The sequence below is a fragment of the Eubacterium ramulus ATCC 29099 genome (assembly GCF_000469345.1).
GTDB lineage: Bacteria > Bacillota > Clostridia > Lachnospirales > Lachnospiraceae > Eubacterium_I > Eubacterium_I ramulus.
Genome location: NZ_KI271108.1, coordinates 57,303 through 74,321, shown reverse-complemented (window position 1 = coordinate 74,321; position 17,019 = coordinate 57,303). Strand labels below are relative to the sequence as shown.

Sequence of the window (17,019 nt, the reverse complement as noted above, 5' to 3'; positions counted from 1 at the left end):
GACCTGTCAGTGGGAGCTTTTAACTCCCACTGACATAAGCATCCCCCTTACCCACCGCTTAGTGCTCTACGCACTTGAAGTAGGGGAATGCTTATTCTGCGTTCAGACTATAAATTGCTCTCTATACTTCAATCACCTGATGTCCGGCTGCCTTCAGCAGACGGTTCATGATCGCATGTCCGATCCGCGGTGTTGCAAAACTTTCTGAGAAAATGACATTGACATCCATCTCGTCAAAATCACGCAGGATTGCATACAGATGCTGTGCGATACTGTCCTCATCCTGACGGCTTCCAATGCTCTCGATCACATCACCGATATACTGTGCCCGGCTTTCATCCGTACAGATGATACCGACCTTTTCACCTTTTTCCCGGTGTTCTATAGTCAGCTCGTTAATACGCATCACAACAGCCTCTGCCTCACCGGAGACAATGATCAGATTTGCTTTCGGTGCATAATGACGATACTTCATCCCCGGAGCCTTCGGATGTACATTCGGATCCGTACTTACAAATCCCGGATCGTCCTTTACTGCACCGATCACCTCCGCCAACATATCTTTTGTAATATAACCCGGACGCAGGATCATCGGAATTTCTTCACTCAGATCGATGATCGTAGACTCAATGCCGATACCTACGGCTCCGCCATCCAGGATCATCGGAATCTTGCCGTTGAGATCCTCATAGACATGTTCCGCCAGTGTCGGGCTTGGTCTGCCGGATGTATTCGCGCTCGGTGCAGCGATATAACCGCCACTTTCACGGATCAACGCCAGTGCAGTCGGATGGGATGGCATACGGACAGCCACCGTATCCAGTCCACCGGTGGTCTCATATGGCACCGCTTCGCTTTTCCGGAAGATCATGGTCAGCGGTCCCGGCCAAAATGCATCTGCCAGTGCCTTTGCCTGCGGCGGAATATCCGCAGTGATCTTATCCAACGCCTCAAATTCAGCAATATGTACAATCAATGGATTGTCAGACGGACGCCCTTTTGCTGCATAAATTCTTTTCGCCCCTTCCGGCAGTAATGCGTCTGCTCCCAGTCCATATACCGTTTCTGTCGGGAAACCAACCAGCCCGCCTGTACGGATAATTTCAGCGGCTTCCCGTATAATAGTCATATCCGGATGCTGTGCATCCACTTTTTTTACCTGTGTCAGAATTTTATTTTCCTGATGATCATTTAATGTACTCATAGGTAACAGTATACCACAAAAGATTTTACTTGTCAGCACCTGTCACCTGCGAGTATACTCTAGGTATGCTCGTACACAAATGAGAAGTGTAACGCGCGTCTGAATTAATTTAAAGAAAGAATGAGGGTTTTGAAATGGCTATTACAAAAAGTTCTTTTGGAATCACAAGTGACGGCGAAGAAGCGTTTCTTTATCGTCTGGAAAACACATCCGGTGCTTATGTGACCATTACCAGCTTCGGTTGCCGCATTGTCAGCATCTGCGTACCGGACAGAGAGGGCGAATTACGTGATGTCTGCCTTGGCTATGACACACTTGCAGAATATGAAAAGGACACCGCAAGCTTTGGTGCCGTAGTAGGAAGACATGCAAACCGCATTGAAAAAGGTGTCTTTATTTTAAATGATAAAACTTATCACCTTGCCGTCAACAATGGACCAAACCATCTGCATGGTGGTATCCGTGGTTTCCATTATTACAACTGGGAATCCGCACAGTCCGGCAATTCTGTTCGTTTTACCCGTGTCTCACCGGACGGTGAAGAAGGTTATCCGGGGACACTGACCATGAGCGTCACTTATTCCTGGAGTGAAGATAATGAACTTTCCATTTCCTACGAAGCATCCAGTGACCAGGATACCGTATTCAACACAACCAACCATTCCTATTTTAATTTAAATGGTGAAGCATCCGGTTCTGTGTTGGAACATCTTCTGATGATCAATGCAGATTCATTCACTGAGACGGACGAGAATGATCTCACCACCGGCGTGATCACCGATGTAACCGGTACACCATTTGATTTCCGAACACCAAAACCGATCGGGCAGGATATCTTTGCCGCGCATCCGCAGCTAAAATATTCCAAAACATACGATCACAACTTTGTATTAAACGGCAGTGGTTTAAAAGAGGCTGCCACTTTATATGCAGAGGAATCCGGCATCCGTCTGACCTGCTTTACGGATCAGCCTGGGGTACAGTTGTATGTACCGGCGCAGTCTCCTGCTGCGCATGGTAAAAACGGCATTGCTTACCCGGCTTACGGAAGTGCATGCCTGGAGACACAGCATTTTCCGAATGCAACCAGCCACCCGAATTTCCCTTCTGTTATTTTGAAAGCAGGGGATACCTTTAAATCAAAAACATTATTTCATTTTTCCGTAACATCTTCCAAACGATAAGGAGTGATTTTTGATGTCAATGGAACATTATCGTGCTGCCCAAAAGGCAGGAAAAAAAGACTTGCAAACACGAACTTCACAGAAACTTCCTGTTGAAATGCCTGCTCTGGATACTATTCTGGAACATGTAGACATCAGTGGTGAAGTCCCTCTCGGACTGGTAGATATTCCTACAGAACTCATTGTCGGTACAAAGACCTGTGGGCGCGCTTCTTCTTTTGCGCCCAACTTTATGCCGATCCTTGGAGAAAGCACAGAGTTTGCGGCTAAATGGTCTTCCCTGTGTGATGCACACTTAAAGGAAGGTATCCGTGATCCTATCGTGGCATACGAATACATGAATCATTATTATATCCAGGAGGGCAACAAGCGTGTCAGTGTCCTGAAATATTTTGATGCCATCAGCATTCCGGGCTATGTGACCCGCATCATTCCTGCCCGTGAGGATACACCGGAAAGCCGTATTTACTACGAATTTCTTGATTTTTACAATGCCACAAATATCAACTACTTGTTTTTCAGCAAGGAAGGCTCCTATGCACATCTTGCCTTTCACCTTGGCCACCGCCGATATGAACGCTGGAGCATGGATGACCGGATTCTGTTCCGCTCCTGCTACAACCGCTTTGCTGACGCTTTCAAGGAACTTGGCGGTGACAAGCTGAACATGACTACCGGCGACGCACTGCTCATCTATCTGGATCTGTTCGATTACAGCCAGCTGGTGGATGAGACACCTTCCGCGATCAAGGAAAACCTGCGGAAAATGTGGGCGGAATTTGAGCTGAAAAATGCCCAGGAAAAACCTTCCGTCAAATTTGATCCGGCACCGGAACAAAAGAAGAATATCCTGACCAAATTTCTGACAGCCTCTGAAGAAGAAGATGTCACACACATTGCCTTTATCAACAAGAAAACACCGGAGACCTCCAGCTGGACATATGCCCATGAACTTGGACGACTCTATTTGAAAGATGCGTTCCATGGCCGTGTACGCACGAAAGCCTACGACAATATTTCTGATACAGAAGATGCTGTGGCAGCTATCGAACAGGCCATTGCAGACGGAAATGAAATGATTTTCACCACCTCACCGGAATTTTTAAGTGCCAGCCTGCGGGTAGCAGTTAACCATCCGGAAATCAAGATCCTAAACTGTTCCCTGAATGCCTCCCACAAATATATCCGTACTTATTATGGACGAATGTATGAGGCAAAATTTCTCATCGGCGTTCTGGCCGGTGTGATGACAGACACGAACAAAATCGGTTATATTGCAGATTACCCGATCTTCGGCATGACAGCCAATATCAACGCTTTTGCCCTGGGTGTCAAAATGGTCAATCCAAAAGCAAAAATTTATCTGGAATGGTCCACGCTCAAGGAAAATGAACATATTGATCTCACCGCAAAGTTATATTCCCTGGGTGCAACGTATATCTCCCATCAGGATATGATCATTCCACGAAAAATCTCCCGCCAGTTCGGACTGTTCCGGGTCAATGGTGAAACACCGGTAAACCTGGCATTTCCTGCATGGAACTGGGGAAAATATTATGAACGTATCATCCGTAATGTGCAGAACGGTATCTGGAATACAGAAGAAAAATCCGATGCAAACAAAGCACTTCACTACTGGTGGGGCATGTCCGCAGATGTCATTGATGTAATCTGGTCTTCCGCAGTCCCTGACGAAACCCGCCATCTGCTGGATACATTGCGCAATGCCATCCGGAATTACGATTTCAACCCATTTGATGGAATCCTTCATGCACAACAGGGACTGATTTCAAAGGATGCCAATCACACACTGACTCCACGGGAAATCATTTCCATTGACTGGCTGCTGGATAACATCATTGGCCGGATTCCGACTGCCAACGAGCTGCGGGAAGATGCACAGAATGTGGTACGTCAGGAAGGCATTCGCAAGGAGGAACCTACGACATGAGAATTTTAGCTGTTTCAGACACAGAATCCACAGCACTTTGGGATCACTATAACAGTAATAAGATTACCAATACCGATCTCATCCTCTCCTGCGGGGATTTGAATCCGCAATACCTGTCCTTTCTTGTCAGCTGCACGAATCTCCCGCTGCTGTATGTGCACGGCAACCATGACGAGAAATATGATCAGACACCACCGGAAGGATGCATCTGCATTGATGATAAAATATATGTACACGAGGGCATCCGCATCCTCGGACTGGGTGGATGCATGCCCTACAAACCGGGAAAATATATGTATACAGAGAAAGAAATGAAACGACGCCTGTTACATATCAAACATCAGCTGATTTTCTACCGGGGCTTTGATATCCTGCTGACCCATGCGCCTGCACAGGGATTGGGAGACGGCGATGATCATGCTCATCAGGGATATCAGACATTTCTGGGTCTGCTGGACAAGTATCAGCCCAAATATATGGTACATGGACATATGCATCTGCAGTATGATCATTCCCTGCAGCGCACTATGCAGTACAATAACACCCAGATCATCAATGCGTATGAGAAACACTCCTGGGAATATTAGTGTTTCTGATAAAAAGTTAATATCTTAATACGAAAATGAAGAGTTCTGTCAGGCCGCCAGACGTTCACTGCCCCTGACAGAACTTTTATTAATGCTCCACCAGATACGCGCAGATCCCCTTCTGCAAGGCTTCCACCAGTTTTTCCTGGTATGCGGCACTTATCAGCAGACTTTCTTCTTCCGGGTTTGAGAGGAATCCGCATTCCACGATCACCGTCGGTGCGGAAGTATTTTTCAGAATATAATAATCGGAGTTTGCTTTTGCCACTCGATGATTCTGTGGATCCACATTGCCGATCAGACTCTTTTGCAATAGTTCCGCAAGCATTTTTCCTTCTTTCGATCCTTCGTAATAAAACACCTGCGCTCCTTTTACAGAACTGTCTGTGTAGCTATTCTGATGGATACTGATCACTGCATCCGGCTGTTCGGAATTCATCTTTGCTACACGCTGCTTCATGTCCGATATTTTTTCATTTGTTGCATTCGCATCTGCCAGATTCCGATCATCGGTCCGGGTCATGATGACCCGGATATTCTGCCTCTCAAGGTGCTTCTTCAACTTCAGAGCGATCGTCAGATTGACTTCTTTTTCCTTTGTTCCCGCGACACCGATCTTCCCCGGATCGTTTCCGCCATGTCCGCTGTCTATACATACCGTATATTCTGCCCGTTCCGCCTTCTTTGTCATAACTGCGAACTGTGCCGACCCGGACATACGGATTCCCGCAATCACCAGCACGGTCAATAAAATTCCTATGCTAATCTTTCTTTTCAAAAAAACCCCGAATACCTGTAATCTTACTTACAATGTATTCGGGGAATCTTTCATCTATACGTATCTTCGCAAACAGGCTTCCTGTCAAATACACACTAGAATTCTTACTGCTGCATTGCTTCCGCGATCGTATCCCAAATGGTATTTTTTTCATATCCAAGCTTCCAGAAGGATGCGCCTGCCAGATGATTCTCTTTCATCACATTCAGTTTTTCTCCGATGGATTTCTGATCCTCCACCCAGATTTTGTAGGTTTTTCCATCATACTGATACTCTGCGTAATACTGTCCACAGTCTTCCAGCCATTCCAGATTGACACCGTTTGCTGCCACGCGGCTGTCCACTTCGCTCATACTTACCGCTTCACTGCTGATCGAATAACCTCTTAATGCATCTTCCTCACTGATTTCCGCATCCGTACCTTCAGCCACCGGTGTCAGCTCCCAGACTCTGGTGTAGAACGGCACGCCAAGAATCACCTGCTCTGCCGGAACTTCCTCCAGCGTATCCTTGATTCCCTGCTCTACAAATCCGATGGATGCCACGGAACCTTCCTCTGATCCGTTATAATGCTCGTCATATGCCATCACAACGATATAATCTGCAAACACAGCCTGTTCTTCCCTGTCATAATAGGCGTTATAAGCTGCCGGTACATAATTGTCCACAGACAGCACCAGATCATTATTTTCACACTTGATGGACAGTTCGCGGATAAACTCCAGATATCCGTCCGCTGCCTCTGCCGGAAGCAGTTCAAAGTCCAGATTGATGCCATCCAGATCGTATTTTATTGCCTCTGCCACCAGATTATTGACCAGATTATCTCTGCTGGATGTCAGACTGAACACACTGGTATCGTCCACATCCTGGTTTTCCAGATTGCTGACCAGTCCCCAGACTTCTATCCCCTGCTGATGACAGTAATTTACATAATCCTGGCTGCACAGAGACATAATACCGCCATTGTTGTCATTCAGATAAAACCAGGTCGGTGAGATCACATTCACACCCTTGGTCTTGCCAAGCACCGCTGCTACATTTGCATTCGCGGCCTGCGTCGTTACCTGATGCCATGCCATATTGATCCGTGATTCACGACTGATATGGGAAAATACCGGCTCCGTAAAATTATGATCATACAGCACATCCTGTTCTCCGCCTATGGTCTTGGATTTTACATAACCGATAAATCCGTCCTGGCTGCATACCTTACTCCAGGAGCCGGCAGTATCCAGTACAGTCACCAGATCGCCTTTCTTCACTTCTGTCAGGATAGGACTCTTCACGCCGCCCTTCTGCCGGATCTGAGTCTTTTTCTTAATGCTCTGGTATGTCACATCATCCCAATGATCCGAGATCACAACACGATTCGGATCCTCATAGGATTCATAATGGATATCCGTATATTTTTGTACAAAGCTCATGGACAGATACATCTCACCGTCCCGTAGCAAAGCGATCACGTGATCTGCTGTCTGCGCCGTCTTTCCCAGCAGATAGGACGCTGTATCCGGTGTCACATTGATAAGTCCTTCCGGCGTAACATAACGCAGCACCTGCTCTGTCGCATCCCAGTAAAACCGTTTGTTCAGATATTTGTGTACAATCCGGTAATCCATATACACTTCATCATTCTGCAGGATTGCTTTCTGCTCCATCTTTTCATTGTCGAAAACGACAAACATTTCGTCCTCCTGCTCCAGTTTGTAATACTTGCTGTAATCTGTAACTTCCTTGGAAGCCGAATATTTTTTCAAAAAAGTGGTCAGTCCGATGATCGCGATCACCACAATGATCAGCAGCGCCACTGCCATCACCAGAATTGCTTTCTGTCTTTTCCTATTGTGCGCCTGTCTCTGCGAAGCCATTGCTTCCTCCTTTTCTTCTGCATATATTACCAGATTTCCTCCGAAAAAGTTTCGGAATATGTCTGCCTGTTACAAAGTCTTTGCAATCAGTATACATGAAAAAAAAAGGCGATGCAACCTTTCTGAGCCAGACTTATTCAAGTCGAACGCTCGTGAGACTTGGTGCGTGATTCTGGTCAGCATAAACTGACATATTCATCTCAGAATCACTGCACATCCTCGCGGAGCGTTTATCTCAGTCGGAGATTGAACTCCCACTGAGAATGATTTGCTATTACTCTCCACTTGCAAAAGTGGGAGTGTCAACTCAGACTGAGATAAATGCTTTAGATTTCCCTCCACGGGTTCGATATAGCACCCAAAAAATCCACTGTTTTATGGTAACATGCGCCTTTTTTCCTGTTTTGCAGGGTTTTCCGGTATTTGAGAAATCCTGCTTTTTATTTTTTTGTAATTTTGTCAAATCTCACTTGGGACAGTGCACCCTGCCGGAACACATAATCCCTCATATAATTCGTGTCTTCCCGGACACACATGACCTCTGACACTTCCACAGAACTGCTTGGAAACCCCTCCAGCCAGATAGAAATGCCTTGTTGTTCATAATTTTGGAGTTCGATCAGAAGAGTCTGTCCGGAATCTGCATATCTTTGCTGCATAAAAATACCTCTTCTCTGACCTGTGCGGAAGTAAGTCGTGATATACAAATCCGCCAATTATTCTTTCACTTGATTTTACCGGTCTTGCTGTGTGTGAATGCACTGTCCTGCCCCTGGAACGCCACCGGCTCTGATACTGTCTTCGTCTTTATCTTTCCTTTTACCTCCGTATTTTTTAGTACCTGCAAAACCTGCAGGATTTTTTCTTCCACCGGCTTTTGCTCTGCATGCAGCTCAGTGCCGTACATTCCCCCTTTCCTCGATTGTCAGTTCTGTGATTTTCACATATACTAACAAAAACTGTTCTGAAAGAGTCCTCCGATACAGACAGCGTTTTTTTCCTGCAGATATCAGGCTGTATGGTCAGATAATCCAACGAAAACTATGATATTCCTGCCTGTAATCTGCCCATAACAAAAACAGCAAAAATCTGCCTCTCAAACTATTTTCTACACAAATTCTGGAAAAACTTAGAAAGGTGTATCACCTTAGATCGATCAACGGGAAAATCCCTCTGCAGCAGCTGCATCTTTTAATGTACAGAATTGTACGATGCATGGACTTTAAGAAAATCTGCTGCACTATGTGGTCTCTCTGTCCGTATACACGGATAACTCATGTAATATATATACCACATGTATATCAAAAATTCAACTGTTTTCGTCGTTTTTATATATTTTTATATCTTTGGATACATTATGATGAAGGGAGCACCTTTTTTTATGAGCAAACGTAGCAGCGTAAACATTTGCCTTCTTGAACCAAGATAAATCTGGCAGTAATTTCATAGATTGTTTATGAATGGATGCTTGACGAAAAACACAAGATTATATATACTTTTCTAACAGGTAAAAGGAAGTGATAGCATGAAAATTGAAAAAATGAACGATCATCAGATTCGCTGCACACTTACCAGCGAAGATCTGGCTACACGCAATATAAAATTAAGTGAACTCGCCTATGGCTCAGAAAAGACCCGCGCTTTATTCCGGGATATGATGCAGCAGGCTGCCATGGATTTTGGATTTGAGGCAGAGGATATTCCATTAATGGTAGAAGCCATTCCGCTTTCCTCTGAAAAAATTGTTGTCATCATCACAAAAGTAGAATCTCCGGATGAATTGGATACACGATTCTCAAACTTTACGCAATTTGAGACCGAGGAAGATGAATCAGATGACGGTCTTCCGCTTGATCTGGATGCCGATTCCATTGATACATCCGATGTTGATGACACTGCAACGCAGTTTCTGCAGCTTCTGCAGCGTCTGAGACAGGAACAGAATGCTTCCAAAACAGAAGAAAAAGAAACGACAGAAACAGACAGAGAACTGCCATCCAATCTGATCCGCATGTTCACCTGTGCTGATCTCGATGCCATTATTCTGGCTGCTGAGGCACTGCATGGTTTTTATCAGGGCAAAAATACATTATACAAAGATCCTCAGGAACACACCTATCATCTGATCGTACATCAGAGTCAGCATACGATTTCTGAGTTTAACCGTGTAATCAACCTGATCTGTTCCTATCTGAAACCACAGAAATATACGGCAGGACTTCAAGCTTTTTATGAGGAACATTTCCAGAAGATCATCCGTGGAAATGCTTTACAGCAGCTTGGCAAGATTACTTGATAATATTGTAAATCGACAGGACCTACAGGAAATTGACAGCAATTTTCTGTATACAAACAAAAAGAATGGCTCTTATCAGAACCATTCTTTTTTTTAAATTATTTCAAGCCGAACGCAGCCTTATGCTACAACATCATTGAGGCGGTCTACTAATTCCTGCGGCTCAATGCCATGCACCATAGCAGCCTGCTCGATTGTCTCCATCTGGGAAGACGGGCAGCCCAGGCAATGCATACCAATACCGAATAATACTTCTGCAATGCTGTCGATATGCTCCTGATCACGTAATAATTCACCGATCATGGTGTCTTTGGTAATCTGTGCCATTCTATTGTACCTCCTTATTTTTTACTAAGCGTAGTATAATACGTTTCTGTAAAATATGCAATGATTATTTACCCTCCGATCTGTGACATCTTCCGGGTATCCGCATCTGCCGGTCCGATTCCCGGCAAATGCAGTCCATCTTCTGTAAAATGATGTTCCTTTGGTTTTCGCTCAATCACCTTTGTAACAGCCTCCGCAATCTCCTCATCGGAACAACCACCCCGCAGCATAGCTCTCAGGTCCAGTCCTTCCCCGGAATACAGGCACAATTTCAAAAATCCTTCTGATGTCAGCCGGATTCGATTGCATGTATTGCAAAATTTCTCATGAATTGCTCCGATCACACCGATTTCCCCTGCAAAACCAGGTGCACTGTAATATACAGCCGGACCATTTCCCAGCGATTTTTCCAGACGATAGGCATCCGGATATGCTTCAAAAAATTGCCGCAGAATCTCATCCGACGGAACTGATTTATAGGTCTTTCCATATCCGATAGGCATCATCTCAATAAAACGTACTGCAATCTGTTTCCTCTTCGCCCAGGAAAAGAATTCTGACAATTCATCCGTATTTTCCCCTTCGATTGGAACACAGTTTAGTTTTAACGGAATTCCGCTTTTGTATGCATCCTGAATTCCGGCAAGCACCATCTCACAAGCATCTTTTCCGGTCAGATGCTCATACCGTGCCCTCTGAAATGTGTCCAGACTGACATTCACCGCATCCACGCCTGCTTCCAGAAGCTTCGGCAGCATGGACTGCAGTAAAATCCCATTGGTTGTCAGCGTCACCATCTCAATGCCCGGTATTTCCTTAATCTCACGAATCAGATCCGTGCATTCGTGCCGCACCAACGGCTCCCCACCGGTAATCTTTACCTTTGTAATCCCCCGCTGCGCCAGAATCTGCACAATCCGTGTAATTTCCTCGTAACGTAAAATCTTGTCGTGTCCGACAAATGAAATATCCTCCGGCATGCAATATCTGCATCTCAGATTACAGCGGTCCGTAATGGATATTCTGATATAGTCAATATTTCTATTGTAATGATCCGTAATCATACATCCTCTCCTTTCCACTGAATCCATATCTTCAGTCATCAGTTGTCCTGCGTTCAGAACAACAGTTCCACCTGCATCCCAGCCACGTTCTTATATACAGAAGGATTTGCACTTTCTTTTCCACAGTACACACGGAATGGCGTTGTACCCCTGATTGGTACAAACCGTCTTTCTGCATCCTCCCACAGACTGGTATCACCAGGTTCCGCTCCTGTCTGCGTCCGCTGATCCTGTTCATAAGCCAGGATAAAACGATACGCCGAAAGTTCGTCCGCTGAAAGCACAATTTTTTCCTTGTAATTGTCATTGGTAAAAATCTGAAACAACACCGATCCGTTTTCAATCTCCTCACGGTCCGGAATCTGCGGCAAAAACTCCAGCAGGTTCAATAACAGCCATCCATGTGCCGTTACCTTGCGCTGTCCGCCCCGGCCGTTGTTCATATTATGATTATAATAACAATATTCTTCCTCAGATGCAACATCACCGTATGCAGATTGGAGTTCTGTAAAGCTGTAATACCAGGTTGCCAGTTCCTGACCCTGTCGTCGGATCCGGATGTAAAAATCACTATCCTTTACCGTTGTCTGCGGCACACGTTTTTCACACCGGGAAACTATCGGCTCCAATTCGCCAGCCACGATACCTGCAAAATCTTCTGAAACCGTAGTTCCATCATAATATCCGATCCTTTTATATGTTTCATCCAGCAAAAACAGCCATATCGCATCCGTTACGTTTCCGATGGTTTCTCCCGCATGATCCACTGCACGCAGCTGATCCATATATTCCGGCGCACACTCTGCCTGCTCCTCCCAGAAGGATCGCGTCAGCCGGATTGCCGGAGCCTTTTGATGAGTTCCGTCTGCATACTTCAATTCCATCCAGTATATGGTCCCTGCCTCCGCTCTATTTAATTCAAAAAAACTGCCCAGTGAAAAATAGCGGTTACAACGCAGTCCGGTTCCACGCACCCAGAATCCCTGCTCCTGACTTCCTGCCACCAGCATACGGATTCCTTTCGAAAAATAGTCTTTGTTTTTGTCATCCAGTCCCTGCTGTCCAAACATAATTGTGGGATGCGGATAGTATTTCACTGGTATACCGTTTTTATAGAAAGAAATAAAAGCCTCACGTGGCTCCCGTCCCTCTGACATCCCCTCTCTCAGTTTCGGGAAATAATACCTTTTTGACTTCAGTTCTGTCACGATTGATTCGAACCCATCTACACTTTTCAGACGAATTTCCTCGGTATCTGTCACACATGCAGCATCCAGATAGTTCTGCAGCGGGAAACCACGCCCTTCCTCAATATCCTTGCTTTCCGCATCTTCATGATTATCATAAACAGAAAAACGGCAGCACTTATTTTTTTCCTGTCGCTCCAGTTCCTCGCAGGTATACAACACATTCCGTCCGGCTGCACTTCCGCTGATAAATAAGCCTGCCTGATCTGTCTCCTGTAAAATCGTAACACTTTTGATCTCCATTTTTCATACCCCTATGACACATATTCTTTACATGTTTTGTATTTTTTATCATACAATAAAGCACTGGTAAAATGCAAGTCTTACGACCATATTTCATATTACTTTTCACGCCATCTGCGTAAACACGTTTCCCTTGGGCCGGATCGTAAATTCCATCTCTTTTCCCGTCACCGGATGTATAAAAGCAATCCGGCAGGAACACAGCGCCACCGGACAGTATCTGCCAGCAACTGCTTCTCTTCCGTATTTTGTATCGCCCATCAACGGATATCCCGCATGTGCAAACTGTACCCGGATCTGATGATGCCGCCCGGTGTGAAGCCAGATATGCACCAGCGCTTTCTGCTGCTCCTCATCCGTCTGCTCCACCTGATAACGCAATTTTGCGTCCTTTGCCTGTGGTGTCCCCGGCTCTACCACCTGTGAAGTGTTTGTACGTCCGTTCCGCAGCAGCCAGTCACAGAGTTCTCCTTCTGACGGCTGCGGAATGCCTTCTGTCACTGCCAGATATTCTTTTTCCATACTTCGGCTGCTCACCTGACCTGACAGCTTCGCTGCAGCCTGCTTTGTCTTGGCAAACACCATCACACCTTCCACCGGCTGGTCCAGACGGTGGATCAGACCGATATAAGGCTCCTCTTTCTTTTTCGCCCGATAATTCTTCAGCAGACTCACCATATCTGCCTGTCCGGCCCGGGCAGTCTGAACCGCCACACCGGCCTCCTTGCGGCAGACAATGACTGCGTCATCCTCAAAAATAATTTCCGGTTGTTTTACTCTCATCTTCCATGTATTCCTATCTTTTTTCTGATAAACAGAACGGACAGTATCTACCCCTGTTTTTGTAAATCTGTCCGTCCCAATATACATTATTCTTTACAATTTGAATCTGTATCCAACACCCCAGATTGTCTCAATATACTGTGGTTTTGCAGTGTTGAACTCAATTTTTTCACGGATCTTCTTGATATGGACAGTAACGGTTGCAATATCACCGATGGATTCCATATCCCAGATTTTGGAAAACAGTTCATCTTTGGTAAATACATGGTTCGGATTCTCTGCCAGAAATGTCAGCAGGTCAAACTCTTTCGTAGTAAACTGTTTTTCTTCTTCGTTGACCCATACACGACGGGCAGTTTTATCAATACGGATGCCACGGATCTCAATGATATCATTTTTCTGTGCCGTACTGCCGATCAGGCGTTCATACCGTGCCAGATGTGCTTTTACCCGGGCAACCAGTTCACTCGGTGAAAATGGCTTTGTGATATAATCATCCGCACCAAGTCCGAGTCCGCGGATTTTATCAATATCATCTTTTTTCGCAGAAACCATCAGCACCGGTGTGTTTTTTTTCTCACGTATTTTTCGACAGATTTCAAATCCGTCTGTCCCCGGCAGCATGAGATCCAGGATAAACATATCAAAATCTTCGTTCAGCGCCCGCTCCATACCGCTGGTTCCGTCATTCTCTATCTCCACATCAAAGCCGCTCAGCTCCAGATAATCTTTCTCCAGATCTGCGATTGCCTCTTCATCTTCTACTATTAAAATCTTACTCATTTGGTACCTCCTGATATTTTCGAATGACAAAGTACATAGTTGTACCTGTCTTTTCTTTACTTGTCGCCCAGATTTTTCCACCGTGGTCCTCAATAATCTTCTTTACGATAGACAGACCGATACCGCTGCCTCCGGTGGAAGAATTTCTCGAAGAATCCGTCCGGTAAAAACGGTCAAAAATATACGGCAGATCACGGGCTGAAATGCCTTTTCCATTATCCTCGATTTCAACCTGGATAAAATCACCTACATCTTTGATCCGGACATTGATCTGTCCCTTCTGCTTGTCCATATATTTGATCGCATTTGTCACGATGTTGTTAACCACACGCATCAGCTGCTCCGGATCTGCAATGATCACAATATTCTCATCCGCATAATTAAAATAAGTCAGACCAATACCCCTGGTCTCCAGATCCAGGCCAATTTCCTCGATACAGTCATTGAAATAATCTGACACATTGATCTTCTTGAAATTGTATGGGATACGGTTTGTATCAATTTTCGAATACAGCGTCAGTTCGTTCAACAGACGATCCATCTCATTTGCTTTATTATAAATCGTGCGGATGTAACGCTCCTGTTTCTCCGGTGTATCTGCCACACCATCCAGAATACCTTCGGAATATCCTTTCACCGCTGTGATCGGAGTCTTCAGGTCATGGGCGATATTACTGATCAATGCACGGTTTTCCTTCTCAGCTGCCATCTTCTCTTCCGTCGATTCCTTCAGCCGCTTACGCATATCCTCAAAATTCCGGCACAGATCTCCCATCTCATCCGGTTCATCATAATCAATGGTAAAATCCAGATTTCCTTCTTTGATATTTTTTGTGGCAACCTGAAGCTTTTTAATCGGAACCATCGTTCCCCGATAAATCCAGATTGTCATCACCCCGGCAGTCAATGCAAGGATCAGAAGTACCGACAAACCAATGTCTATCATCAGTTTCTTAATCTCCGGCTGTATACTCTCTGATGATGTAATGATATAGACACTGCATTGATCTCCCCTGCTGCTTTCAAAGTCAACCTGTTTTAGCAGCGACTGCGCATCATTGTCCACATAATATGCCGCACCTGTGCTGCTGTCACCCTCGCCATAGGAAGGGAGCTGTTCTTCCCACTGCTCGTCACTGATGCTTGAATCTCCATGATATCCATTGTAAACCAGAATTCCGTTCTTGCAAAAAATCAGATAAGAGCTCTTCTCCTGCAGTTTTGTATTAACTTCTGACAGATAACTGACAGATTCCAGTTTTTCCGGATCTGCTTTTGCCTGTTTGCAGATCTCATCATATTCCGTTTTCGTATAGCGGCTCATCAGCTGCAGGGAATTCGACAATACCCCCTGGGTATCCGATGCCTCCAGACCATAATTTTTCTGAATCGCCTTTGTCTGTATCCGGTATAATCCGAGAATTGCCGCTCCGGCCAATGCGATCGGCAAAATGATAATAATGCAAAATGCAACCATCAAACGTGTTTTCAGTTTCATCGTATTCTCCACCTCTGCAGTCTTTCATGAATATCTATTACGTACTCTATTTTCATTCATATAGCACTGCTCATTACTTTTTTCATTATAACACGGATATTCGATGATTTACATTCTGCAATCGTAAACTTTTTATAAAATGACTTGTAAAGGGCAGCCTTCACGTATCATACTGATACAAAAGGCTGCCCTTTCTACTGTCTATGTAAGATCTGTTCTATACTGTCTGCTGCATGTATTGTTCTCAGAATCACAGACTGATTAACCAAGTACTACCGGGTTATAAACTGCATTGTAATAAAGCATAAAAAATCCACAATAATCATCTACGCTGAAGCTGTCACCCTCATATTCCATACCAGAAAATACCTGACCATATGTGTTACCATATGCACTTTTCTGATTTACGGCAAATCCGGTAATCGTATAACTGTCATCAATAATATTCAGATAATGTCCTACATTCGCATAATTGCCCTGATCGAAGTCCGCTTTTTCCTGTGTATACCATCCGTCAAACGGATCCCAGAAGGAAGGTCCCCATGCAAGGTTCTCTCCAACGTTAAAGACTCCGATATGATCCATCGCATATGCAGATGCATTGGTATCATACTCTGCAATTGCCATCAGGCTATTTGATATTTTTAGTTCCTGAAGACCATGAGCCTTTCTCAGCTCATTGCACTCTAAGATTCCGTAAAGCGCCTGTCTCATATTCTCCAGAGATGTCGCATCATCTGCTGCTCCTATGACCGTATACTGATCATAAGCATAACCACAGTTAAACAGGCCGCTAATCGTCGGATTGATCAGTTCCAGAAATCCCACACTGCCTTTTCCAATCTGTTCATCTATACAGAAAGCCTCTCCATCCAGAACGAGATAAGTACTTCCCAGATATTTCACGCCACCGTCGTAGCCAAAGTTGACCTTGCCGCCCCAGATACACCAGTTTCCTGAACTGTTAGCTGCGATTCCGTTAAAATCAAAGTCTACTTTGCCACCACGGATGCAGAACCAGCCTGCATCATTGCACTCAACACTGTTACAGTTGAAATCAACCTGACCGTTGACGATTCTCCACCAGCCATACTCATTCGGTGCAATTCCGGTATACGAATAGTCCACCTGACCATTCCGCACATACCACCAGCCATATTCACTGTCTACCACGCCGGTACAGCCAAAATCTACTGCTCCGTT

General features: G+C 45.0%; 16 protein-coding genes. 4 read left to right on the top strand and 12 right to left on the bottom strand.

The window, feature by feature from the left end:
• Positions 1-121: 121 nt before the first annotated feature.
• On the bottom strand, positions 122-1,204 hold the full coding sequence (locus HMPREF0373_RS05055; protein ID WP_021738548.1) for an L-threonylcarbamoyladenylate synthase: 1,083 nt from the start codon (positions 1,202-1,204) through the stop codon (positions 122-124).
• A gap of 134 nt (positions 1,205-1,338) precedes the next feature.
• Between HMPREF0373_RS05055 and HMPREF0373_RS05050 the strand changes: the two genes are divergently transcribed.
• Genes HMPREF0373_RS05050 through HMPREF0373_RS05040 form a run of 3 tightly spaced genes read left to right on the top strand, consistent with a single transcriptional unit; the run spans position 1,339 to position 4,926 of the window.
• Positions 1,339-2,388, top strand: a complete 1,050-nt coding sequence (locus tag HMPREF0373_RS05050) for an aldose epimerase family protein (RefSeq protein ID WP_021738547.1) — start codon at positions 1,339-1,341, stop codon at positions 2,386-2,388.
• A gap of 13 nt (positions 2,389-2,401) precedes the next feature.
• Positions 2,402-4,339 carry a BMP family ABC transporter substrate-binding protein gene (locus HMPREF0373_RS05045; protein WP_022036195.1) on the top strand — a complete coding sequence of 646 codons (1,938 nt, stop codon included), beginning with the start codon at positions 2,402-2,404 and terminating at the stop codon, positions 4,337-4,339.
• On the top strand, positions 4,336-4,926 hold the full coding sequence (locus HMPREF0373_RS05040) for a metallophosphoesterase family protein (RefSeq protein ID WP_021738545.1): 591 nt from the start codon (positions 4,336-4,338) through the stop codon (positions 4,924-4,926). Before HMPREF0373_RS05045 ends, HMPREF0373_RS05040 begins: the two co-directional genes overlap by 4 nt.
• Before the next feature lie 88 nt (positions 4,927-5,014).
• Here HMPREF0373_RS05040 and HMPREF0373_RS05035 read toward each other — a convergent pair whose 3' ends face one another.
• The 4 genes from HMPREF0373_RS05035 to HMPREF0373_RS05020 all read right to left on the bottom strand — a co-directional run bounded on the left by HMPREF0373_RS05035 (position 5,015) and on the right by HMPREF0373_RS05020 (position 8,482).
• On the bottom strand, positions 5,015-5,704 hold the full coding sequence (locus HMPREF0373_RS05035; RefSeq protein WP_021738544.1) for an N-acetylmuramoyl-L-alanine amidase family protein: 690 nt from the start codon (positions 5,702-5,704) through the stop codon (positions 5,015-5,017).
• Positions 5,705-5,808: 104 nt separating this feature from the next.
• On the bottom strand, positions 5,809-7,575 hold the full coding sequence (locus tag HMPREF0373_RS05030; RefSeq protein WP_021738543.1) for a glycosyl hydrolase family 18 protein: 1,767 nt from the start codon (positions 7,573-7,575) through the stop codon (positions 5,809-5,811).
• Between the two features lie 440 nt (positions 7,576-8,015).
• On the bottom strand, positions 8,016-8,234 hold the full coding sequence (locus tag HMPREF0373_RS05025; protein ID WP_021738541.1) for a hypothetical protein: 219 nt from the start codon (positions 8,232-8,234) through the stop codon (positions 8,016-8,018).
• 65 nt (positions 8,235-8,299) lie between these two features.
• A complete protein-coding gene (locus HMPREF0373_RS05020; protein WP_021738540.1) occupies positions 8,300-8,482 on the bottom strand; it encodes a hypothetical protein in 183 nt (60 codons plus the stop codon).
• 618 nt (positions 8,483-9,100) lie between these two features.
• Between HMPREF0373_RS05020 and HMPREF0373_RS05015 the strand changes: the two genes are divergently transcribed.
• Positions 9,101-9,871, top strand: a complete 771-nt coding sequence (locus HMPREF0373_RS05015; protein WP_021738538.1) for an adaptor protein MecA — start codon at positions 9,101-9,103, stop codon at positions 9,869-9,871.
• A 120-nt stretch (positions 9,872-9,991) separates the two neighbouring features.
• On the opposite strand, the gene HMPREF0373_RS05010 is transcribed toward HMPREF0373_RS05015, so the two are convergent.
• From HMPREF0373_RS05010 to HMPREF0373_RS04980, 7 genes are all read right to left on the bottom strand, one after another.
• Entirely contained in the window at positions 9,992-10,198 is a 207-nt protein-coding gene (locus tag HMPREF0373_RS05010) for a DUF1858 domain-containing protein (protein WP_021738537.1), read from the bottom strand.
• A 68-nt stretch (positions 10,199-10,266) separates the two neighbouring features.
• Positions 10,267-11,262 (bottom strand): GTP 3',8-cyclase MoaA, encoded by a 996-nt coding sequence (gene moaA / locus HMPREF0373_RS05005; protein ID WP_242831187.1) that lies wholly within the window; start codon positions 11,260-11,262, stop codon positions 10,267-10,269.
• Between the two features lie 53 nt (positions 11,263-11,315).
• Positions 11,316-12,752, bottom strand: coding sequence for a hypothetical protein (locus HMPREF0373_RS05000; protein ID WP_021738535.1), 1,437 nt, complete (start codon positions 12,750-12,752; stop codon positions 11,316-11,318).
• Positions 12,753-12,857: 105 nt separating this feature from the next.
• Positions 12,858-13,535, bottom strand: coding sequence for an RluA family pseudouridine synthase (locus HMPREF0373_RS04995; protein WP_044963055.1), 678 nt, complete (start codon positions 13,533-13,535; stop codon positions 12,858-12,860).
• 93 nt (positions 13,536-13,628) lie between these two features.
• Positions 13,629-14,318 (bottom strand): response regulator transcription factor, encoded by a 690-nt coding sequence (locus tag HMPREF0373_RS04990; protein ID WP_021738533.1) that lies wholly within the window; start codon positions 14,316-14,318, stop codon positions 13,629-13,631.
• The gene (locus HMPREF0373_RS04985) at positions 14,311-15,816 is read right to left on the bottom strand and encodes a sensor histidine kinase (RefSeq protein WP_021738532.1); all 1,506 of its coding nucleotides are present in this window, start codon (positions 15,814-15,816) and stop codon (positions 14,311-14,313) included. Before HMPREF0373_RS04985 ends, HMPREF0373_RS04990 begins: the two co-directional genes overlap by 8 nt.
• A gap of 261 nt (positions 15,817-16,077) precedes the next feature.
• Positions 16,078-17,019 (bottom strand): CAP domain-containing protein (locus HMPREF0373_RS04980; RefSeq protein WP_021738531.1); only part of this gene is annotated, 942 nt, incomplete at its 5' end.